Annotated in this window: 22 protein-coding genes and 1 tRNA gene; 3 read left to right on the plus strand and 20 right to left on the minus strand. The window is 64.3% G+C overall.

Translation table 11 applies throughout. The features are described from left to right. On the plus strand, positions 1-384 hold a 384-nt coding region (locus E3O11_RS06595; RefSeq protein ID WP_134495448.1), incomplete at its 5' end, for an HNH endonuclease signature motif containing protein. Between the two features lie 212 nt (positions 385-596). Here the strand turns inward: E3O11_RS06595 and E3O11_RS06600 are convergent. The 5 genes from E3O11_RS06600 to glgX all read right to left on the minus strand — a co-directional run bounded on the left by E3O11_RS06600 (position 597) and on the right by glgX (position 8,216). Then, on the minus strand, positions 597-1,343 hold the full coding sequence (locus tag E3O11_RS06600) for an enoyl-CoA hydratase/isomerase family protein (protein ID WP_092450750.1): 747 nt from the start codon (positions 1,341-1,343) through the stop codon (positions 597-599). Further along, positions 1,340-1,855, minus strand: a complete 516-nt coding sequence (locus tag E3O11_RS06605; protein WP_092450752.1) for a hypothetical protein — start codon at positions 1,853-1,855, stop codon at positions 1,340-1,342. Before E3O11_RS06605 ends, E3O11_RS06600 begins: the two co-directional genes overlap by 4 nt. A gap of 78 nt (positions 1,856-1,933) precedes the next feature. Further along, complete coding sequence (gene treZ, locus E3O11_RS06610) at positions 1,934-3,688, minus strand: malto-oligosyltrehalose trehalohydrolase (protein ID WP_092450754.1); 1,755 nt, start codon at positions 3,686-3,688, stop codon at positions 1,934-1,936. Continuing rightward, complete coding sequence (treY, locus tag E3O11_RS06615; RefSeq protein ID WP_092450756.1) at positions 3,685-6,030, minus strand: malto-oligosyltrehalose synthase; 2,346 nt, start codon at positions 6,028-6,030, stop codon at positions 3,685-3,687. Before treY ends, treZ begins: the two co-directional genes overlap by 4 nt. Beyond that, positions 6,030-8,216, minus strand: a complete 2,187-nt coding sequence (glgX, locus tag E3O11_RS06620) for a glycogen debranching protein GlgX (RefSeq protein ID WP_092450758.1) — start codon at positions 8,214-8,216, stop codon at positions 6,030-6,032. Before glgX ends, treY begins: the two co-directional genes overlap by 1 nt. A 462-nt stretch (positions 8,217-8,678) precedes the next feature. Here glgX and E3O11_RS17565 point away from each other — a divergent pair, with 462 nt between their 5' ends. Continuing rightward, positions 8,679-9,077, plus strand: a complete 399-nt coding sequence (locus E3O11_RS17565) for a hypothetical protein (protein WP_134471194.1) — start codon at positions 8,679-8,681, stop codon at positions 9,075-9,077. Positions 9,078-9,097: 20 nt separating this feature from the next. Here E3O11_RS17565 and E3O11_RS06630 read toward each other — a convergent pair whose 3' ends face one another. The 15 genes from E3O11_RS06630 to E3O11_RS17570 form a co-directional block, all read right to left on the minus strand. Further along, on the minus strand, positions 9,098-9,439 hold the full coding sequence (locus E3O11_RS06630) for a TIGR02611 family protein (protein WP_092450762.1): 342 nt from the start codon (positions 9,437-9,439) through the stop codon (positions 9,098-9,100). 47 nt (positions 9,440-9,486) lie between these two features. Continuing rightward, a complete protein-coding gene (locus E3O11_RS06635; protein ID WP_092450764.1) occupies positions 9,487-9,876 on the minus strand; it encodes a YchJ family protein in 390 nt (129 codons plus the stop codon). Between the two features lie 15 nt (positions 9,877-9,891). After that, positions 9,892-10,236 (minus strand): histone-like nucleoid-structuring protein Lsr2, encoded by a 345-nt coding sequence (locus E3O11_RS06640; RefSeq protein ID WP_092450766.1) that lies wholly within the window; start codon positions 10,234-10,236, stop codon positions 9,892-9,894. Between the two features lie 317 nt (positions 10,237-10,553). Beyond that, a tRNA-Ala gene (locus E3O11_RS06645) sits at positions 10,554-10,629 on the minus strand. A gap of 73 nt (positions 10,630-10,702) precedes the next feature. Further along, positions 10,703-11,104, minus strand: a complete 402-nt coding sequence (gene rsfS / locus E3O11_RS06650; protein ID WP_092450768.1) for a ribosome silencing factor — start codon at positions 11,102-11,104, stop codon at positions 10,703-10,705. A gap of 124 nt (positions 11,105-11,228) precedes the next feature. Continuing rightward, positions 11,229-12,197, minus strand: coding sequence for a hypothetical protein (locus tag E3O11_RS06655; protein WP_134495450.1), 969 nt, complete (start codon positions 12,195-12,197; stop codon positions 11,229-11,231). Then, on the minus strand, positions 12,194-12,787 hold the full coding sequence (gene nadD, locus E3O11_RS06660; RefSeq protein WP_092450772.1) for a nicotinate-nucleotide adenylyltransferase: 594 nt from the start codon (positions 12,785-12,787) through the stop codon (positions 12,194-12,196). The genes E3O11_RS06655 and nadD overlap by 4 nt, the downstream gene beginning before the upstream one ends. 15 nt (positions 12,788-12,802) lie before the next feature. Continuing rightward, positions 12,803-13,012: a hypothetical protein gene (locus tag E3O11_RS06665; protein ID WP_092450774.1), complete on the minus strand. Its 210-nt coding sequence runs from the start codon at positions 13,010-13,012 to the stop codon at positions 12,803-12,805. Positions 13,013-13,133: 121 nt separating this feature from the next. Further along, positions 13,134-14,402: a glutamate-5-semialdehyde dehydrogenase gene (locus E3O11_RS06670; RefSeq protein WP_092450776.1), complete on the minus strand. Its 1,269-nt coding sequence runs from the start codon at positions 14,400-14,402 to the stop codon at positions 13,134-13,136. A 47-nt stretch (positions 14,403-14,449) separates the two neighbouring features. After that, complete coding sequence (gene proB, locus E3O11_RS06675; RefSeq protein ID WP_092450778.1) at positions 14,450-15,256, minus strand: glutamate 5-kinase; 807 nt, start codon at positions 15,254-15,256, stop codon at positions 14,450-14,452. 149 nt (positions 15,257-15,405) lie between these two features. After that, entirely contained in the window at positions 15,406-16,212 is an 807-nt protein-coding gene (proB, locus tag E3O11_RS06680; protein ID WP_092450780.1) for a glutamate 5-kinase, read from the minus strand. After that, positions 16,209-17,879 carry a GTPase ObgE gene (gene obgE / locus E3O11_RS06685; protein WP_092450782.1) on the minus strand — a complete coding sequence of 557 codons (1,671 nt, stop codon included), beginning with the start codon at positions 17,877-17,879 and terminating at the stop codon, positions 16,209-16,211. Before obgE ends, proB (E3O11_RS06680) begins: the two co-directional genes overlap by 4 nt. Before the next feature lie 180 nt (positions 17,880-18,059). Then, positions 18,060-18,317, minus strand: coding sequence for a 50S ribosomal protein L27 (rpmA, locus tag E3O11_RS06690; protein WP_092450784.1), 258 nt, complete (start codon positions 18,315-18,317; stop codon positions 18,060-18,062). An 18-nt stretch (positions 18,318-18,335) separates the two neighbouring features. Then, entirely contained in the window at positions 18,336-18,644 is a 309-nt protein-coding gene (gene rplU, locus E3O11_RS06695; protein WP_092450786.1) for a 50S ribosomal protein L21, read from the minus strand. 108 nt (positions 18,645-18,752) lie between these two features. Then, positions 18,753-18,896 (minus strand): hypothetical protein, encoded by a 144-nt coding sequence (locus E3O11_RS17570; RefSeq protein WP_158251689.1) that lies wholly within the window; start codon positions 18,894-18,896, stop codon positions 18,753-18,755. Here E3O11_RS17570 and E3O11_RS06700 point away from each other — a divergent pair. Continuing rightward, positions 18,895-19,167, plus strand: a complete 273-nt coding sequence (locus tag E3O11_RS06700; RefSeq protein ID WP_092450788.1) for a DUF4031 domain-containing protein — start codon at positions 18,895-18,897, stop codon at positions 19,165-19,167. The genes E3O11_RS17570 and E3O11_RS06700 overlap by 2 nt on opposite strands. The last annotated feature ends 22 nt before the right edge of the window (positions 19,168-19,189 follow it).

The raw sequence follows: 19,189 nt of genomic DNA on the forward strand, positions 1-19,189 counted from the left end.
TTCGGCGAGAACGGCGACGTGCTCTACCTCGGCGACAAAATCCGCTGCTTCACCGCCAAACAACGCGCCGCGATCGCCGCCCGCGACGGCGGCTGCATCATCCCCGGCTCCACCATCCCCGCCCGCTGGACCGAAGTCCACCACGTCCTCCCCTGGGAACAGGGCGGCCCCACCAACATCGAAAACGGAACACTCTTGTGCTGGTTCCACCACCACACCATCAACACAAACGGGTGGAAAATCCGCATGGTCAAAGGCCGGCCCCAAGTGCTCGGCCCACTGCTGTGGGACCCGTCCCAAACCTGGCGACCCGCCCAGACCCACCGGGCCAATACGCCCAGCCCGGAACCACCGTTAAAGAGACAGTCCCCGCACGTGAGTTGAAGTGTGTTTCATGTGGCAGAGCAGTGCTGTTGGCGTAGCGTCCAGCGCTGAACGAGTCTGGCCCTTTCCTGAATTCGCCGTGGCCACATCCAAGTGGGTCGCAACCGCACGCGAGTGGCCTCGCGATGCGATAGTGGGCGCAAAGAGGGAGTATTCATGGAATGGGCTGCGATCGCTATTGGCACTGTCACCGCTTTAGCCGTGGTCTTCGTCTAGCGCTTGCGACGGGCGAGGAAGGCATCCATTCGGGCGAACTTGGCCTCGGATTCGAACAGAATCGACTGAGCAACGTTGTCGACGAGCGGATGCGCCGCCCGCGGAGCGTGGAAAACTTCTTTGGCCAGACGGGTCGCCAGAGGGTCCTGCGCGGCGATGCGGTCGGCCAGCGCGTGGGCGGCAGCGAGCAGGTCGTCGGGGTCGTGCACCTCGGTGACCAGATGCACGGCAAGGCATTCGGGGGCGCTCAGAATGCGTCCGGCCAGGATGATCTCCTTGGCCACCGGCTCGCCGACGAGCTCGGCCAGTCGCCAAAGCGCACCGGCAGCGGGCAGAATGCCGAGGGCTGTCTCAGGATTGCCGATCCGGGCGCTCGTGGAGGCGATGCGAAAGTCAGCCGCATAGGCCAGTTCGGCGCCGCCGCCGAGCGCCCAGCCGTCGATCGCGGCGATCACCGGCATCGGCAGTTTCGCAATGCGGGAGAACAGCCCGGAGTTGATGCCGAGCAGCGCGTCGTCGCGGCGCCGTTCGCGCAGCTGGGCGATGTCGGCACCCGAGGCGAAGACACCGTTCGCTCCGCTGATAATCAGGATACGCGGCTGCTGCTCCAGTTCAGCGCAAATTGCGTGCAGCTCATCGATCATGGTCTGGTCGATGGCGTTGCGCACGTCGGGCCGGTCGAGCTGCACGTGCACCCGGTCGGCGCGATGCTCAATCGTGAGAGTAGTGGGAATGTTGTTCATTGTGGAACGTCTCCGTTGAGGTCGGGGCTGGAATCGGGGTCAGTCGTGCCGGCCGGGAACACCCGCTTGTAATTGCGGCCGTCGGGCAGGGTCACCGTGCGGCTGACCAGGGTGCCGCGCCGCACCTGCAGGTAAATCGCCTGGGCGCTCACACCGCGTTCGGCCGCCGCCTCGGCGACGGACAGGCCGGGGAGGTCGGTCGGCACACTGCTTGGCCGCACGGATCGTTTGCGGCCGGCTTCGAGGCGGGCGCTGATCTCGTCGTCGGTGCCGCCCCAACGCCATTTGGCCGCCGGAGGCTTCAGTCCGGTCGCATCAGCGATCTGGTCCCACGACACGTCAGCAGCGAGGGCGCCGCGAACAGCGGCCAGGGTCGCCGGGTCCTGTTCGAGGGCGGTCTGCAGCGAGCGGATGGCGCGCAGCCGATCCAGGGGCGAACCAGCGGTATCCGTTTGCAGCGTCAGCACCCGCTTGAGCGCGGCCGCCGTGGTCGGCGCCAGAAACGATCCCATGCGTGGTCCCCCATCGAGTGTGCTGCGACTGGAGGCAGCAGCCCCATCTTGCCAGATCCAACGCGTCGTTTGAACAGATCACGCCAGCACGACGACCGAGTGCGGAGCCAGCTGCAGGGCGTTAGGCAGTCGGTCCTGCACAGCATCGCCAGCGGCGGCGAAGGACAGCACGACCTCTCCCCCGCTGGCCGGGATGTGCGCCGAACGCTCGCCGAGGTTGATCAGAATCTTGGTGCGGCCACGGTGCAGCCGCAGCCACCCCTCGGCCGCATCCAACTCGACGGCGATCTGGTCGAACCGGGGATCGGTGATATCGGGGTGGGTGCGGCGCAGCGCAGCCAAAGCACGGTAGAACTCGAGCAGTCGAGCGTGCTCGGGCTCGGCCAGTTCGTTCCAATTGAGCTTGGAGCGCTCGAACGTCGCCGGGTCCTGCGGGTCGGGGACGAGCGCCGGATTCCAGCCCATGCGGGCAAACTCGCTGATGCGTCCGGTGGCCGTTGCCGTGCCGAGTTCAGGTTCGGGATGCGAGGTGAAGAACTGCCAGGGTGTCGTCGCCCCCCATTCTTCCCCCATGAACAGCATTGGCGTATACGGCCCGAGCAGGGTCAGCGCCGCGGCAATTGCGAGCTGGCCGACATCCAGTTGGGCGCTGAGCCGGTCGCCGACGGCCCGATTACCGATCTGGTCGTGATTCTGGGATGCGACGACCAACCGCCAGGTGGGCATCCGTTCCCGGTCGATCCGGCGACCGTGGGTGCGCTCCCGAAAACTCGAATAAGTGCCGTCGTGAAAAAACCCGTGGGTGAGCACCTTGGCCAGGGCGTCGAGCGGCTCGAAGTCGGCGTAGTACCCTGAGGTTTCCCCGGTGAGGGCGACGTGCACGGCGTGATGAAAGTCGTCGCTCCACTGGGCGTCGAGGCCGTAGCCGTTCGCCTCTCGGGGGGTGATGAGGCGCGGATCGTTGAGGTCGGATTCGGCGATCAAGGTGAGTGGCCGCCCGGTCTCGGCGCTGAGTGCGGCGACCTCGACGGAGAGTTGCTCGAGCAGGTGGGTGGCGCTGCTGTCGCGCAGCGCGTGCACGGCGTCGAGGCGCAGGCCGTCGACGTGGTAGTCGCCGAGCCACATGAGTGCGTTGTCGAGAATGTATCGGCGCACCGGATCGGAGTGCGGCCCGTCGAGGTTGAGCGAGGACCCCCAGGTGTTACCGGCGGCCTCGCTCAGGTAGGGACCGAACTGTGGCAGATAGTTGCCGCTCGGGCCGAGGTGGTTGTAGACGACATCCTGAATGACGCCAATGCCACGCTGGTGGCAAGCATCGACAAAGGCCTGGTACGCGGCCGGACCGCCATAACCCTCGTGCACGGCGTACCAGAGCACACCGTCGTAGCCCCAGTTGTGGGTGCCGTTGAAGGCATTCACCGGCAACAGCTCGACGAAGTCAACGCCGATCGATTGCAGGTGATCGAGCCGGCTCGCGGCCGCCCCGAACGTACCCTCGGGTGTAAAGGTTCCCACGTGTAACTCGTAGATGACGGCGCCGGCCAGCTGCCTCCCGGTCCAGTCGGCATCCTGCCAGACATGCGCGGACGCATCGAAACTACGCGACGGGGCGTGCACCCCGGCCGGCTGCCGCCGTGATCGCGGGTCGGCGTACGGCCCGCGCCCGTCCACGATGAAGCCGTAGTCGTTCTCGGCGCGCACCGCCGGTCGAGCGGATGCCGGCAGTTCCCACCAGCCGTCATCGCGGGCGGTAAGTTCCAGCCTTCGCGTGCCCAACACCAGCTGCACGGTCTGCGCGTCGGGTGCCCAGACCTCGAATCTCTGCTCGTTCATGTGTGACGTCCGATGCGGTGGGAAGGGCGGTCTCGGTCGTCGGCAGCCACCAGTAACGCCACCGGATACCGGGCCAGCACATCGGCGACTCGCAGGCTCGGGCCGTCAAAGCGCTGGCGCGTGAACACATCGACGATGGTGCGACCGGCCACGGCAATGGTCGTGTCGCGCCAGCCGCCGGCCTCGTGCAACCCGATCGGCAGCCGCGTGGCCACGGTGATCGCTCCGCCGCGGTCGAACGCGACGATATGGCCAGCAGCCGGGCCGAAGGCGGGTACGGGCAGGTAGCGGGTGAACAGGTCTGACCGGTCGCCGCGCAGGTGCAGGGCGCTGGAGGTGACCAGCAGCTTGGCGGCGCCGGTCTCGTCGACCGGGGGGAGCCATCCGCTTTCCAGACGGGTCAGCAGCTCGCGGCGCAGCGCATAGTCGACCGGGCGACGATTGTCGGGGTCGACGAGCGAGGTCTCCCACAGCTCGCTGCCCTGGTAGACGTCTGGGACGCCCGGCATGGTCAGCTGCAGCAGCTTCTGGGAAAGCGAATTGCTCCACCCGGGCTGCTGCAGCCGGTCAACCAGTGCGGTGAGGAGATCGCGGGTCGGCCCCGACTCGACGGCGGCTGTGACGAGGTCGTCGAGAGCCGCTTCGAAACCGGTGTTCGGCTGGGTCCAGGTGGTCGACGTGCCGGCTTCGCGCGCGGCCTTGAGGGCGTAAGCGGCGAGCCGCTCCCGGCTGGCCGGCCAGGCGCCCACGATCGCCTGCCAGAGCAGGTTCTCGAAGGGCGCATCGTCGAGCGGATGCGCTGCCCGCAGCTGGTGTAGCGCCTCCGCCCACTCGGCGGGGATCTCGGCAAGCACCGCAATGCGCGCCCGCACGTCTTCGCCGCGTTTGGTGTCGTGAGTCGACAGCGTCGTCATCGAGTGCGGAAAACCCGCCTGACGCGTGCGCTGCCGCTTGTGAAACTCAGCCACCGGCACGGCGAACTCGTCGGGATCGGCCCCGACCTCGTTGAGCGAGGTCAACCGACTGAACCGGTAGTAAGCCCGATCTTCAACGCCCTTGGCCATGACCATGCCCGAGGTCTGTTGAAAGCGCACGGCGGCCGGATGCCCCGGGTCGCCGAGCAGGGGCAGCAGCCGGTCGATCTCGGATTGAAGTTCCGGGCGGCGGGTAGCCGAGCGGCGGGCCGCCTCGCGCAGATTCTCCGAGCCAACGGGCAGGTACGAGCGATAGACCGGAAACCAGGCCAGCAGGTCGGCCAGGGCCTCGGCGGTCGGTGCCAGGTTCCCCGTATCGCTCGGCACGAGTCGGGCGATTCGCAGCACCTCGGAACGCAGAATGCCGTCGGTCACGTCGCGCTTGTTGCGATAGACCAGGTCGGCCCAGTCGGTGGCGACGCCCTGCAGGCTGGCCTCGAGCGCATCGAGGGGCTCCTGGCCGGCCGGATCGACGAGCACCCGGTCGACGTCGGCGAGGGCGTCATAACCGGTGGTGCCGGCAGTCGCCCAGCTGGTCGGCAGCGCTTCGCGCCCTTCCAGGATCTTCTCGACCAGAACGTAGCAGCCGTCGGTGGCCCGCCGCAGGGCTTCCAGGTAGCCGGCAGGATCGGCGAGCCCGTCGGGGTGGTCGACCCGCAATCCCTGCACGAGGCCGTCGCGCACCCAACGCACGATCTCGCGGTGCGATTCCTCAAACACCCACGGCACCTCGACCCGGATACCAGCGAGGCTGTTCACCGCGAAAAATCGGCGGTAGTTCAACTCGGCGTCGGCGCGACGCCAGTTCACCAACTCGTAGTGTTGCCTGGAGTGCACATCGGCCGGGCTGGCACCGTCATTGTTGCTTTCGGCCGCCAGGGGAAATCGGTTGTCAAAATAATGCAGCTCGCCGCCCACGATCTTGAGCCGGTCGAGTTCCGTGCGGCCATCCGAACCATCGTCGCCGAGAACCGGAATGCGAATCTTGCCATTGCCGAACGCCCAGTCGACGTCGAAGGCCTCGGCATAACGCGACTGCTGACCGTTCTGCAGCAGGTCCCACCACCAGGCGTTCTGCGCCGGGCTGGCGACCCCCATATGGTTGGGCACAATGTCTACGAGCACGCCGCACCCGGCCTGGTGCGCTGCCGTTGCAAGCCGGACGAGCCCCGCCGCACCGCCACGGGCCGGGTCAACCAGCGAGTGGTCGACCACGTCGTAGCCGTGATCCGATCCGGGTTCGGCCTTCAGCAGCGGCGACAGGTAGACCCAGCCAGCACCGAGGGAGCGCACGTAGTCCACGATTTCGGCCGCTGCATCGAGGTCGAATCCGGCCGTGATCTGCAGCCGATAAGTGCTCAGCGGCATTAGGTCAGACCCGGGAGGGAGATCAACCCGGTGTTGCCCGCGAGTGACGCGGCCACCGAATGATCCGGGGCAGCTTCGGGTTCGTGATACGCGCGCAGAACCACGAGGGACCGACCAACTACCGTTTGAATGGCTCCGGCCGGACGGGCAACGGAATCGGCCCCCTCGCCGGCGGTGTCGACGACGATCTCCCAGGCCGGGGCGTACTCATCGGGCGGCAGCTTGAATTCGACGTCCTCGGCATCCGCGTTGAACAGGAGCAGAAAATTGACGTCGACGACCTCTTGCCCGCGCACGTCGCGTTCGCGGATTCCGTTGCCATTGAGAAACTTGGCCACCGTGCGGGCCAGATTCTCGTCCCAGTCTTCTGACGCCATCGGCTCGCCGTCGGTGTTGAGCCAGACGATGTCGGGCAGGGACTCCCCTGCCACCCGTTTGCCCGGGCGTCCGTCGAAGAACCGGCTGCGCCGGAACGTCGGGTGCTCGCGGCGCAGGCGGGAGACCGCCGCCGTGAACTCGATCAGTGGCAGGTCGGCTTCGTCCCAGTGCACCCAGGTCAGCTCGGAGTCCTGCGCATAGGTGTTGTTATTGCCAAGCTGGGTGCGGCCCAGTTCGTCGCCGTGCAACAGCATCGGAACCCCCTGCGACAGCAACAGGGTGGCAAGGAAATTGCGCGCCTGGCGGGCGCGCAGCCCGCGAATCTCGGGGTCGTCAGTAGGGCCCTCGACGCCGGAGTTCCAGGACCGGTTGTGCGATTCGCCGTCGTTGTTGTCTTCGCCGTTGGCATCGTTGTGTTTCTCGTTGTAGGACACGAGGTCAGCGATGGTGAAGCCGTCGTGCGCCGTGACGAAGTTGATCGAGGCCATCGGGCGCCGCCCTGAGTGCTCGTACAGGTCGGCCGAGCCGGCCACGCGCGAGGCGAACTCGCCGAGTGTGGACGGCTCTCCCCGCCAGAAGTCTCGAACGGTGTCGCGGTACTTGCCGTTCCATTCCGACCACTGGGAGGGGAAATTACCGACCTGGTAGCCGCCCGGGCCGACGTCCCACGGCTCGGCGATGAGCTTGACCTGCGACACGATCGGGTCCTGCTGCACAAGCTCGAAGAAGGTGGACAGTTTGTCGACTTCGTACAGGTCTCGGGCCAGAGCGGAGGCCAGATCGAACCGAAAGCCGTCAACGTGCATCTCGAGCACCCAGTAGCGCAGCGAATCCATGATGAGCTGCAGCACGTGCGGGTGCCGAACATTGAGGGTGTTGCCGGTGCCCGTGTAGTCCATATAGTAGCGCTTGTCGTCATCCATGAGGCGGTAGTAGGCCTCATTGTCGATGCCCTTGAACGATAGGGTGGGCCCCATTTGGTTGCCCTCGGCGGTGTGGTTGTAGACCACGTCGAGGATGACTTCAATTCCGGCGGCGTGCAGGCTGCGCACCATGCCCTTGAACTCCTGCACCTGCTGACCGAGATCACCGGTGGAGGAATACGCGTTGTGCGGCGCGAAGAATCCGATCGAGTTGTAGCCCCAGTAATTGTTCAGGCCCTGCTCCATGAGGGTGCCGTCGTTCACGAACTGGTGCACCGGCATGAGTTCGATAGCCGTCACCCCCAATTTCTGCAGATGGTCGATGACCGAAGGATGCGCCAATCCCGCGTAGGTGCCCCGTTGGGTCTCCGGTACGGACTCCTGAAGCTTGGTGAGTCCCTTGACGTGTGCCTCGTAGATTAGGGACTCGCTGTATGGCGTGCGCAACGACCGGTCGCCGGTCCAGTCGAAGAATGGGTTGACGACCACGCCGAGCATCATGTGTGCCGCGGAGTCTTCGTCGTTCGGGGAATCCGGGTCGTCGAAGTCATAGGAGAACAGCGACGGATCCCAGTCGATGGCCCCGGTCGTAGCCTTGGCGTAGGGGTCAAGCAGCAGCTTGCTCGGGTTGAGCCGGTTGCCCGCTGCGGGGTTGTAATCGCCATGCACCCGGTAGCCGTAGCGCTGGCCCGGCTGCACGAGCGGAAGATAGCAGTGCCAGATATAAGCGGATGACTCGCGTACCTCGATGCGCGTCTCACCGCCGTCTTCATCAAAGAGGCACAGTTCGACTCGTTGGGCCGCCTCACTGAACAGGGCGAAGTTGGTGCCGCTCCCGTCAAAGGTTGCGCCGAGGGGGTAGGCGGTGCCGGGCCAGGTTTCCATGAGACTCCTCGAAGGGAAGGTGGGACACGGTCAGGTGCTAGTTGAGGGACACGGCAGCACCCGACGGTGGCCGCGCTTGGAAAATACGCTACAGGCATCCGCCGACATATCTGCCTTCCGCTCGAGCGGGAGTTGGTTGGGACCCTAAGAAGTTCCTCGCGGCGCTGGAGGGTCAGTCGCCAACCGGCACTGTCTTTCCACCGCGACTGCGCGTTGAACAAAGGCATGGCATCCTCAGTCGCAGATCAACCCATCGGCCAACTTCTGCGGGCGGGCGTGCGCCGAATTTATGGGATCGTCGGCGATAGCCCGAATCCCATCGTGGATGCGGTTCGCCGAACCAACGGCTCGGCCAATTCATCGTCCGATCCAACGGATGATCTCGCTGAACACGCTGAACACGCTGAACACGCAAGAATGGAGTCAGGCGCCGTCGGCGGTGCCACAACGAATGGAGCCACCATGACGGAATCCCAGCTCATAACTTTCTGGGGCAAGGCACGCGCACACATTATCGTGTCCCAGGCCGCCCCGACGTTTCTGCTGACCGCTGTCGTCGGCTTTCTCGCACTCGGACTGGCAACCGCTGACCCGGCCGTACGCATCGCTGCGGCAGGCATCCTGCTCGCCTCGGGTATTTTTGGTGCCCTTGCACAGATAAGTGCCGCCAACGAGGGTCTCGCCGTCATCGCCGACCTGCGGGCCCTGGAAGCGCCCAGCGCGCTCACCCGGTGCATCATTGCCATGGCGCCGTGGGTGAATGTCGTGCGCTACGTCACCCCGGCAATTTTCGTCATCGTTTACGTCGCCATTCTGGCGTCACTGTTCTTCAGCGCTCCCGCCATGCCCTTCGGCCGCTGAAGCAGCCGCCCTGGCGAGGGTTACGCCGAGCTCGCAACGCGGCGAGCACGGCGTGCGCGCCACCAGGCCCAGGCACGAGTGACGATCCGTTTGAGGAACGCACCCACCCGTCGAGCCGAGGCGAACTCCGTTCCAAGCACGGCGAGGCCCAGAAAAACGATGAGCCAGCCCGGCCCAGGCAGGGGGATCAGAATGACTCCCACAAGAATGACGAGGGTGCCCAGCAGGGCAACCGCCAGGCGATAGGCGAAGAGCAGATAAGCATGCCCATCAACCCAGGCCCGTGCCCGGCCCAACGCGCGACGCACCGGATGCCGGGGATCGGTGCCGGTGGCGATATCGCGGGAGAGGGCGTTAGACATGGCATTCAATCTATGACGCATGGCTGGGAAGACGCCGCCGGGAGTGGTCAGCCCGCCGATTCGCCGTCGAGGTAATACCAACACCCCGTCACCTTCTGAAAGCGGCTAACTTCATGTTGCTGCCCGGGAATACCATCCTGGCGATAGTGAGCAGTGAATTCGACGACGCCGTCGCTATCGAGCATTCCCCCGCTCTCGGTCCGCAGAATGTCAAGGCGACGCCAGGTGAGGGACGGGTCTAATTCGAGTGAGCTCGGCTTAGTGAGCGGATGCCAAGTGTCCAGCAGATACTGCGCGTGACCGAGTGCAAAGGCGCTGTAACGCGACCGCATCAACCACTGGGCGGTGGAAGGAACGGCCGCGCCGGCGTGAAACCGACCGCAGCAGGCGGAATAGGTGTCTCCGCTCAGGCAGGGACACCGCACATCCTCGTGCATAAAGCAGAACCTGTCTTAGTTGGCCAGTGCTCGTGAATAGGCCTCACGAACGGTCGCCGCAATGCGCCCGCGGTCGGAAACCTGAATGCCATTGGCCGCAGCCCATGCCCGCACGGCTTGAAGCTCGGCACGATCCGACTTTGATCCGCTGGCGGCTCGCGCTTTCGCGGGAACATAGCCAACTCTGCGGGCAACGTCGGCGTAGGGCTTCAAGGCTGCACGAAACTCAGCGAGATTCTTTTCTGACAGATCGACCTCATAGGAGTCGCCCTCAAACGCGAAAGAAACGGATGCCCCCGAGCCATTCTCGATAACGGAACCGTCGAGGTCGTCTAACAATTGAACGGTGGTCTTCTTCATGCTGTATATCTCCAATTTATGAGGGATGCATTCGGGACGCATATATTGAATTCGTGCTTGTGGGATCAACCACTAAGAGATTATCGCTGCCCAAAACTTTTTCCGATACCCGCCACGCGGTATTTCTTCGGCAGCTTTGAACCTGGCAAGGATGCCACTCTTGCCCAGCCAGGTCGGGGACTCGACTAACTCTGGCACTCGGCCGCAGAAACTCACGAAAAAACTCGTCATGAAGATTGCAACACTTTTTAGCCGGCTCCAAAAAATACCGGGAGAGGGCACAAAAAAGCCCCGACACTGTCGGGGCTTTTTTATTCTGGTGGATCCGAGGGGATTCGAACCCCTGACCCCCTGCATGCCATGCAGGTGCGCTACCAGCTGCGCCACGGACCCAGATTGTCGTTTCGAATCTCTCCGAAACAACTTTGTTAGCTTACAACACAGAATGTGATCTGCGAAACCGAAGCTACTCCGCGACCTCTTCCGCGTCAACTTCGGCTGCCACTTTGGCCGGAATCCCGGTCGGAATCACCGGGCAGTCCTTCCACAGGCGCTCCAGAGCGTAGTACTGGCGCTCTTCCTCGTGGAAGACGTGCACGACCAGGTCGCCGAAGTCAACGAGGACCCAGCGTCCGGCAGCGCGTCCCTCACGGCGGAGCGGCTTGTGGCCGGCCTCGATTAGCTTGTCTTCGATTTCACCGGCGATGGCAACGACGTTACGTTCGGAGCGTCCGGTGACGATGAAGAAAATATCAGCCAGGGGAAGCGGATTGGACACGTCAAGCGCAACCAGATCTTCCCCACCCTTCGAATCGGCGGCGGCAACGGCAATTTTGAGCAGCTCGAGGGCGTGCGGCGACGTGGTCATAACTGAATCCTTGAGATTGTGCCGCGGGGCGTGAATGCGCACGCAGCGATGATGGGGGGAACGGAGGGAAACGAGTCACATCGACGCGTCGGAGAAAATTGTGGGATCGATCCGCGTAGCGGCACTAGAAAATGCCCAACAGGTAGCCAGTCACGAAGAGAGCGAGAACACTGACCGCAAGGATCGCCGTCGTGATGACCAGAACCATGGGAAGCGACGCTCGCTGCTTCTTTGGCGGCGTCAGCATGCCGCGAGTCGAGGCATGCGTACTCACTGCGCGACTGGCACTGACCGGTGCCGAGTCGCCGCCAAGCTGGTCAGCATCGAGCTGGTCCATCATGTGGTCCATCTCGGACGAATCAAACAGATTGGGATGCGCCCCGGTGGAGCCAAGACTGCGTGGCAGATCGAAAGATCCCGTGATTATGATCTCACCGGTGTTGGAGATCGGACTCACGCTGGGGCCCTGATGCGGAATCGACGGCAGAATGAGCGCATTCGTCGTCGTTGGGATGCCGCCGGCGCCGATTCCGCGATTGATCAGTTCATCCAGCGACTGTTCGGGCGCGTGCACCGGCGTTTGCTCGCCCGAATCAACGGACCAGTGACCGACGGGCGGAGTCCAACCGGCGGGCTCACTCCGCCCCGATTCGATCTGCTCCGATTCGATCTGCTCCGGTTCCATCAGCTCGGCCTCGATCAGCTCGGCCTCGGGAACCGCGGCCTCGCGCGCGACCGGCGCTGACACCGTCGGCACGGCATCCTCTTGCTCTGATTGATTTTGACGCGCCTGCAGGGCTCGCAGTTCGCGGCGGCTGAGGGCGTGCTCGACGGCGGGAACCGCAGACGGGGGTGTCGGGGTTTCCGCTGGTGCAGTGGATGCCGCCGACTCGGCCGGTTCGCTGGCTCGGTCGGGCGTGTGGTGGCGACTGGACCGCCGCGCGACTGGGGCACTCCCCGGGGCTGCCAGCGCAGCTGGGCGTAAGGCTGCGGGGGTCAGCGCGGGCACGTCAAGAACGGGAACGGGCTCCTGATGACGCGCAAGTTCACGCGCCTGACGTCGGCTGAGCGGCTGAGGCTCTCCCAACGTCATGCCACACTCCGATACAGATGATGCTTTGAGATGTACTGGACGACCCCATCGGGGACCAGATACCAGACCGGGAAACCCCGATTGACCCGTGCCCGGCAGTCAGTAGACGAAATGGACAGTGCCGGAACTTCCAACAAGCTTACGTCCTGGTTGGGTAAACCCGAAACGCTCAGCTCATGCCCCGGGCGACTCACAGCGACGAAATGGGCCAGCTGCCACAGCTCGCGCACGTCTTTCCACCCGAGAATCTGCGTGATGGCATCCGCTCCGGTGATGAAGAACAGTTCGGCGTCTGGTCGTTCCTCGTGCAGGTCCCGAAGCGTGTCGATCGTATATGTCGGCCCGACCCGGTCGATATCGACGCGGCTGGTGGTGAATCGGGGATTCGACGCGGTGGCAATGACCGTCATCAGGTAACGATGCTCCCCGCCGGTCACGCCGCTTTTTTGCCAAGGTTGCCCGGTGGGTACGAAGACGACTTCGTCCAGGTCGAAGCTCTGCGCCACTTCGCTCGCGGCGACGAGGTGTCCATGGTGGATGGGGTCGAAGGTACCGCCCATCACGCCGATGCGCGGACGACGAACTGTCACGTTACGATCAGGCTTCTAGTGGCCACCGGTGCTGGAGCCGTGTCCGCCGTGCGCTGCCGCGTAGGCGTCGGCCTTACCACTGTGACGGTTGGAGACATCGCGAAAGCTCCACAGCACGATGCCGAGGGCGAGGAACAACACGGCCGCGACCATCGGGTAGGCAATCAGGGGCAGCGGCAGGGCGATGTGCTCGACCTCGGTCAGCACAGCAGTCACAAAGGACATCGGTTCTCCATTCAGGCACAACGACCAGCACGCTGCTCGAGCTGTTCAAATCAAATTATGGGTGCGACGTTTCACGCCGCCGTACCCATTCTAGCGGCAGCCAGCAGTGACCTGGCTAAAGCTACGAGCGCACCTGTCCGGTGCCGCGCACGATCCACTTGGTGCTGGTCAGCTCGGGCAACCCCATCGGGCCGCGGGCATGCAGCTTCTGGGTGGAAATGCCCACCTCGGCGCCGAAACCGAACTCGCCGCCGTCGGTGAACCGAGTCGAGGTGTTGACCATGACCGAGGCCGAATCCACCTCGTTCAGGAACCGCTCCGCGTTCTGCAGGTCGTTGGTAATGATCGACTCGGTGTGCCCGGTCGAATAGCGACGGATGTGCGCAATCGCCTCGTCGAGAGAATCCACGATCGCGACCGAGAGGTCGAGGCTCATATATTCGGTGGCCCAGTCATCGTCGGTCGCCGGGACGGCGGACGGGTAGAGGGCGCGGGTGCGGGCATCCGCGTGAATCGTCACCCCGGAGGCTTCCAGCTTGGCCAGCACGTCGGGCAGAAGTCGTTCGGCGGCGCTGCGGTGCACGAGCAGGGTTTCGAGGGCGTTGCAGACGCTGGGCCGGTGCGTTTTGGAGTTGTGCACGATGTCGATCGCCCACTGCTTGGTGGCCGTTTCGTCGAGGAAGATGTGCACGACGCCGGCGCCGGTTTCAATGACGGGAACCTGGGACTCGGTCACGACGGTGCGAATGAGGTTGGCGCTGCCGCGCGGAATGAGCACATCGACGAAGCCGCGTGCCTTCATGAGTTCGGTCGCGCCGGCCCGGCCGAAGGGATCGATGGTCTGCACCGAGTCGGGGTTGAGCCCGGCCGCGGCGATGGCGGCCTGGACGAGATCGATGAGAACTCGGTTGCTGTTCTCGGCGGCGGACCCACCGCGCAGCACGACAGCGTTGCCGCTCTTAATGGCGAGGGCGGCGAGGTCGACGGTGACGTTGGGGCGGGCCTCATAGATGACGCCGATGACGCCGAACGGCACGCGCACCTGGCTGATCTTGATGCCGTTGGGCAGGCTGCTGCCGCGCACGACCTGGCCGACCGGGTCGGTCAATAGGGCGATCTGGTCGACGGAATCAGCGAGAGCCGTGAGACGCGCCTCGTCGAGCTTGAGCCGGTCGAGCAGCCCGGCGGTCAGGCCGTTGGTCGCCCCAGCATCGAGGTCGATCTGGTTCGCCGTGACGATGGCCGCGACGTTCTCCCGCAAAGACTGGGCGATCAGCTTGAGCGCCGTGTTCTTCACCTCTGTCGGTGCCGAAGCGAGCGACAGGGAAGCGGTGCGAGCGGCCTCAAGGGTGGGCGTGAGCTGGGCGACATCGTTCAGTGACTGCAACATGCCCGCCAGTTTACCGGAGGGCCTGCCGAGAGACTATTTAGACTTTCTCAGCGGATGCGCTGGGCCGACGGTGCCGGCGAGGGTTCAAACCAGGTTCCGACCGGTTCGCCGCGCAACGCTTCGGACACGAGTCCGGTCGCGGTGACGAGCACGGCGGTTCCGGCCTGCGCGGCGATCCGGGCGGCCGTGATCTTGGTGCTCGCTCCCCCGGTGCCCACCCCGTTGACCTTGGTCGCGCCAAATTCCATGCCGATCAGTGGATCGCCGGAAGCGACGTGGCTGATGCGCTCGGCGCCGGGCAGGTGCGGCGGGCAGGTGTAGAGCGCGTCGACGTCGCTGAGTAGCACCAGCAGGTCGGCATCGATCAGGATGGCTACGAGGGCGGCGAGTCGATCGTTGTCACCGAATCGAATTTCGTGGGTCGCCACCGTGTCGTTTTCGTTCACGATCGGCAGGATCCGCAACGCCATCAGGCGCTCCATCGCCCGCTGGGCATTGCCGCGGTGGGTGGCGTTATCGAGATCGCTCGCGGTGAGCAGCACCTGCCCTGCGACGATGTCATAGCGGTCGAGGCTGTCCTGGTAGCGAAAGATCAACAAATTCTGACCAACGGATGCCGCGGCCTGCTGGGTCGCCAGGTCGGTGGGGCGCTCCTGCAGCTTCAGGTACGGCATGCCTATGGCGATCGCACCCGACGACACCAGGATGACCTCGGTGCCGCGGCCATGGGCTTCGGCGAGGGCATCAACGAGCGGTGCGATCTGCCCGGAATTCTCGCCGCTGATCGACGAGGAACCCACTTTGACGACGATGCGCGCCGCCGAACGAACAAGTTCCTGCGAGCGGGCCCTCACTCGGAAACCATGAATAGTGCACGTATCAACGGACTGCAACCGCACATGTAACTGGTCCTCCGGCGAGAATTACGGACGCAACGGAAGCGACCAGAGGCAGTTTAGCGCAGCCGGGTCGGGCTCCCGATCCGGCTCAGACCCGATCCGGCTCAGAGTAGGGCGCGACGCTCTTCGCTGGCCGTCGGCTCGAACCAGGTGCCGACGTGCTCGCCGCGCAGGGCTGCAGCGGCCAATTCGGTCGAGGTGACCAGAACGGCGGTTCCGGCCTTGGTCGCGAGGCGGGCCGCGACGACCTTCGTGCTCGCTCCCCCGGTACCGACCCCGGTCGCTCCACTAGAGCTGAACTCGAAACCGTCGAGCGGGTCATCCGCCGCGATGAAATCGAGCTTCTCGGCGCCGGGCAGGTGCGGCGGCTTGGTGTAGAGCGCGTCAACGTCGCTGAGCATGATGAGCAGGTCCGCGTGGATGAGCGTGGCAACGAGTGCGGCGAGACGGTCGTTGCTTCCAAAGCGCAGGCCGTACACGGCGACGGTGTCGTTCTCGTTGACGACGGGCAGGATGCGCAGGTCGAGCAGACGCTCGAGCGCGCGCCGGGTATTGCTGCGGTGCGGCTCCTTGAGGGCGTCGCCCTCGGTCAGCAGCACCGTGCCGGCGGCGATGCCGTACCGGTCCAGGCTCTCCTGGTATCGAAAGATGAGCACGTTCTGACCGACGGCGGCAGCCGCCTGCTGGGTGGCGACGTCACTCGGACGTTCTTCCAGGTTCAGGAATGGCATGCCGGTGGCAACCGCGCCGGAGGAGATGAGCACGACCTCGGTGCCGCGACCGTAAGACTCGGCCAGAGCGTCGACCAGTAGGGTGATCTGGTCGGAGTTGTCGCCGCTGATCGACGACGAGCCGACCTTCACGACGACCCGTTTCGCGCTCGCTACATTTTCTCTAGCTAAGCCACTCACTTCTGTACTTCTTCCGTTGTGTCGTTCTCGCTGTCGGCGTCGACGTTTGTTTCGACCTCGACCTCGACCTCGACCTCGACCTCGACCTCAGTGTCGACCGGGGCGACGCTGCCGTCCGCAGCCACCGTGACGTCGGCGAGGCGCACGTCCTCGTTGTATTCCTCTTCACCGGTCTGCCACATTCCGGCTTCGCGCTCACGAATGAGTTCGGCGCGGGCCGATGACTTGGCATCCATCCTGCCGAAGTACTCCTCGCGGCGTTCGTTACTGGTACGACGTTTGGGCTCGTCAAGGCGGGCGTCTGTTCCGCGGGGAGCCGTGATGAGTTCGGCGGTCGAGGTGAGCGTGGGCTCCCAGTCGAAGACGACACCATGGCCCGGGCCGATGATGACGGTCGAGCCGGCGATGGCACCCGACTTGTACAGTTCGTTCTCGATACCGAGTTTGGCGAGTCGGTCGGCGAGGAAGCCGACGGCCTCGTCGTTGGTGAAGTCGGTCTGCTGGATCCAGCGTTCCGGCTTGGTGCCGAGGATGCGGTAGATGTTGCCGAAGGTGCCACCCTCGACCTTGATGACGAAGCCACCCTCGTCGACGGCCTTGGGACGGATGATGATGCGCGGCTTCTTCGCTTCGGCTGCAGCTGCCTCGACGCGGCCCTGTTCGACGACCTCGGCGAGGGCATAGTTGAGCTGCTTGAGGCCCTCGTGGGTGACGGTGGAGATCTCGAAGACGCGGTAGCCGCGGGCTTCGAGGTCGGCCTTGACGAAGGCGGCAAGTTCGCGGCCTTCCGGTACGTCGATCTTGTTCAGGGCGATGAGCTGGGAGCGCTGCAGCAGCGGCTTCTGGCCCTCGGGCACCGGGTAGGCGTCCAGTTCACCGAGGATGACGTCGAGGTCGCTGATCGGGTCACGGCCGGGCTCAAGGGTGGCACAGTCGAGCACGTGCAGCAGGGCGGTACAGCGCTCAACATGGCGCAGGAACTCCAGGCCGAGGCCCTTTCCCTCGCTCGCACCCTCGATCAGTCCGGGTACGTCGGCGATGGTATAGCGCGACTCGCCGGATTCGACGACGCCAAGGTTGGGGTGCAGCGTGGTGAACGGGTAGTCGGCAATCTTGGGCCGAGCCGCGCTCATGGCGGCGATGAGGCTGGATTTGCCGGCGGAGGGATATCCAACGAGCGCGACATCCGCTACCGTCTTGAGCTCAAGGTAAACGTCGCCTTCCCAGCCGAGCGTGCCGAGCAGGGCGAAGCCGGGGGCCTTGCGCTTGGTCGAAGCGAGGGCAGCGTTACCGAGCCCGCCCTGACCGCCGGGCGCGACGACGAGGCGCAGCCCGGGTTCATTCATATCGAGCAGCTCGTTGCCCTCGATGTCCTTGACGACGGTACCGATGGGCACCATGAGCTCACGCAGGTCGCCGTTGTGCCCGTTGCGGTGGTCACCCATGCCGGGGCCGCCATTGTCGGAGCTGCGGTGCGGTGAGCGGTGGTAGCCGAGCAGGGTGGTCGTGCTCGGATCGGCCACGAGCACGAGGTCTCCGCCGCCGCCGCCGTTGCCGCCGTCCGGGCCGGCGAGGGGTTTGAACTTCTCGCGCTTGACCGAAACGCATCCGTTTCCTCCATTGCCCGCTCGTAAATGCAGCGTCACGTGGTCAACGAATGTGGCCATGGAGTGCCCCTTTCAGGTGGCGCAAGAAATGCTTCAAAACAAAGGTGCTATGAAACGTTGTGCGGTAAATCGGTGCTGCGGTAAATCGGTGCTGTGTTTGATCAACACCGCGGAGAAACACGTCAGGGCGGACCGAAGCCCGCCCTGACGATGTGCTGAAAAGCACCGTACTGTGAAAACCTACTCGGCTGCCACCACGATGTTGATGACCTTGCGGCCACCCTTGGCACCGAACTGCACGGAGCCGGCTGCCAGGGCGAAGAGCGTGTCGTCGCCACCACGGCCGACGTTGACGCCGGGGTGGAAGTGCGTGCCGCGCTGACGAACGATGATCTCGCCCGCGCCGACAACCTGACCACCGAAGCGCTTCACGCCGAGGCGCTGAGCGTTCGAGTCACGACCGTTGCGAGTGGAACTCGCACCTTTTTTATGTGCCATCTGTCTATCTCCTCAGGCCTAGGCGATGCCGGTAACCTGAACGCGAGTGAGCTCCTGACGGTGCCCCTGACGCTTCTTGTACCCGGTCTTGTTCTTGAACTTCTGGATGACGATCTTCGGACCGCGAAGGTTGTTCAAAACCTCAGCGGTGACCTTGATCTTGGCCAGCGACGCCCCGTCAGAGGTGATCTTGTCGCCGTCGACGAGAAGCACGGCGGCCAGCTCGACGTTGCCGTCCTTGTCAGCCTTGATTCGGTCCATCGTCACGATGGTACCGACCTCTACCTTCTCCTGCCGCCCTCCGGCGCGCACAACTGCGTAAACCACTTTACGTACCAATCTCTGGGGAGCCCAAGGCTCCGAATCTGAAAATTCACTAGTGTGAATTGACTGCTGTAATTGACTGCAGCGTACGAACCGGCTGGCTGCGCACACTCAGAAAACCTTGGCATTTGCGTTGATTTTGCCTAACGCACACCAAGGGTTGACTTTACCTGATTCGCTACCCGCGGTCAAACCAACGGCGCGGCGTGTCTGAACCACATCTGAAACACGGTGCGGCTCGTAGACTTCGATCATGGCAATACTTATCGACCAGCCTAGCTGGCCGGCGCACGGAACGGTGTGGGCACACCTCGTGAGCGACTTGAATCTTGACGAATTACACGCCTTCGCCGCTGCCGCCGGCCTTCCGCGGCGCGGATTCGACCTGGATCACTACGACGTGCCGGAAGCCAACTACCACGAGCTGGTGGCCGCCGGCGCTCTCCCGGTCACCTTTCGCGAGATGATCGTGCGGTTGCGCGCCAGTGGCCTGCGGGTGACCGCTCGAAAGCGCCGCGGGCTGTAGCCGGGGCGTTGGCCACCCGGCA

The organism is Cryobacterium levicorallinum (assembly GCF_004402405.1).
Classification (GTDB): domain Bacteria; phylum Actinomycetota; class Actinomycetes; order Actinomycetales; family Microbacteriaceae; genus Cryobacterium; species Cryobacterium levicorallinum.

Excerpts from the sequence above, each read along its gene's own strand:
- E3O11_RS06700 (WP_092450788.1), top strand. The coding sequence starts at position 18,895 with ATGGCAATACTTATCGACCAGCCTAGCTGGCCGGCGCACGGAACGGTG.
- E3O11_RS06600 (WP_092450750.1), bottom strand. The coding sequence starts at position 1,343 with ATGAACAACATTCCCACTACTCTCACGATTGAGCATCGCGCCGACCGG.
- glgX (WP_092450758.1), bottom strand. The coding sequence starts at position 8,216 with ATGGAAACCTGGCCCGGCACCGCCTACCCCCTCGGCGCAACCTTTGAC.
- rpmA (WP_092450784.1), bottom strand. The coding sequence starts at position 18,317 with ATGGCACATAAAAAAGGTGCGAGTTCCACTCGCAACGGTCGTGACTCG.
- obgE (WP_092450782.1), bottom strand. The coding sequence starts at position 17,879 with ATGGCCACATTCGTTGACCACGTGACGCTGCATTTACGAGCGGGCAAT.
- E3O11_RS17565 (WP_134471194.1), top strand. The coding sequence starts at position 8,679 with ATGACGGAATCCCAGCTCATAACTTTCTGGGGCAAGGCACGCGCACAC.
- E3O11_RS06670 (WP_092450776.1), bottom strand. The coding sequence starts at position 14,402 with ATGTTGCAGTCACTGAACGATGTCGCCCAGCTCACGCCCACCCTTGAG.
- treZ (WP_092450754.1), bottom strand. The coding sequence starts at position 3,688 with ATGAACGAGCAGAGATTCGAGGTCTGGGCACCCGACGCGCAGACCGTG.
- E3O11_RS06630 (WP_092450762.1), bottom strand. The coding sequence starts at position 9,439 with ATGTCTAACGCCCTCTCCCGCGATATCGCCACCGGCACCGATCCCCGG.
- E3O11_RS06665 (WP_092450774.1), bottom strand. The coding sequence starts at position 13,012 with ATGTCCTTTGTGACTGCTGTGCTGACCGAGGTCGAGCACATCGCCCTG.
- rsfS (WP_092450768.1), bottom strand. The coding sequence starts at position 11,104 with ATGACCACGTCGCCGCACGCCCTCGAGCTGCTCAAAATTGCCGTTGCC.
- E3O11_RS06655 (WP_134495450.1), bottom strand. The coding sequence starts at position 12,197 with ATGACGTTGGGAGAGCCTCAGCCGCTCAGCCGACGTCAGGCGCGTGAA.
- treY (WP_092450756.1), bottom strand. The coding sequence starts at position 6,030 with ATGCCGCTGAGCACTTATCGGCTGCAGATCACGGCCGGATTCGACCTC.
- E3O11_RS06640 (WP_092450766.1), bottom strand. The coding sequence starts at position 10,236 with ATGAAGAAGACCACCGTTCAATTGTTAGACGACCTCGACGGTTCCGTT.
- E3O11_RS17570 (WP_158251689.1), bottom strand. The coding sequence starts at position 18,896 with ATGATCGAAGTCTACGAGCCGCACCGTGTTTCAGATGTGGTTCAGACA.
- E3O11_RS06635 (WP_092450764.1), bottom strand. The coding sequence starts at position 9,876 with ATGCACGAGGATGTGCGGTGTCCCTGCCTGAGCGGAGACACCTATTCC.
- E3O11_RS06605 (WP_092450752.1), bottom strand. The coding sequence starts at position 1,855 with ATGGGATCGTTTCTGGCGCCGACCACGGCGGCCGCGCTCAAGCGGGTG.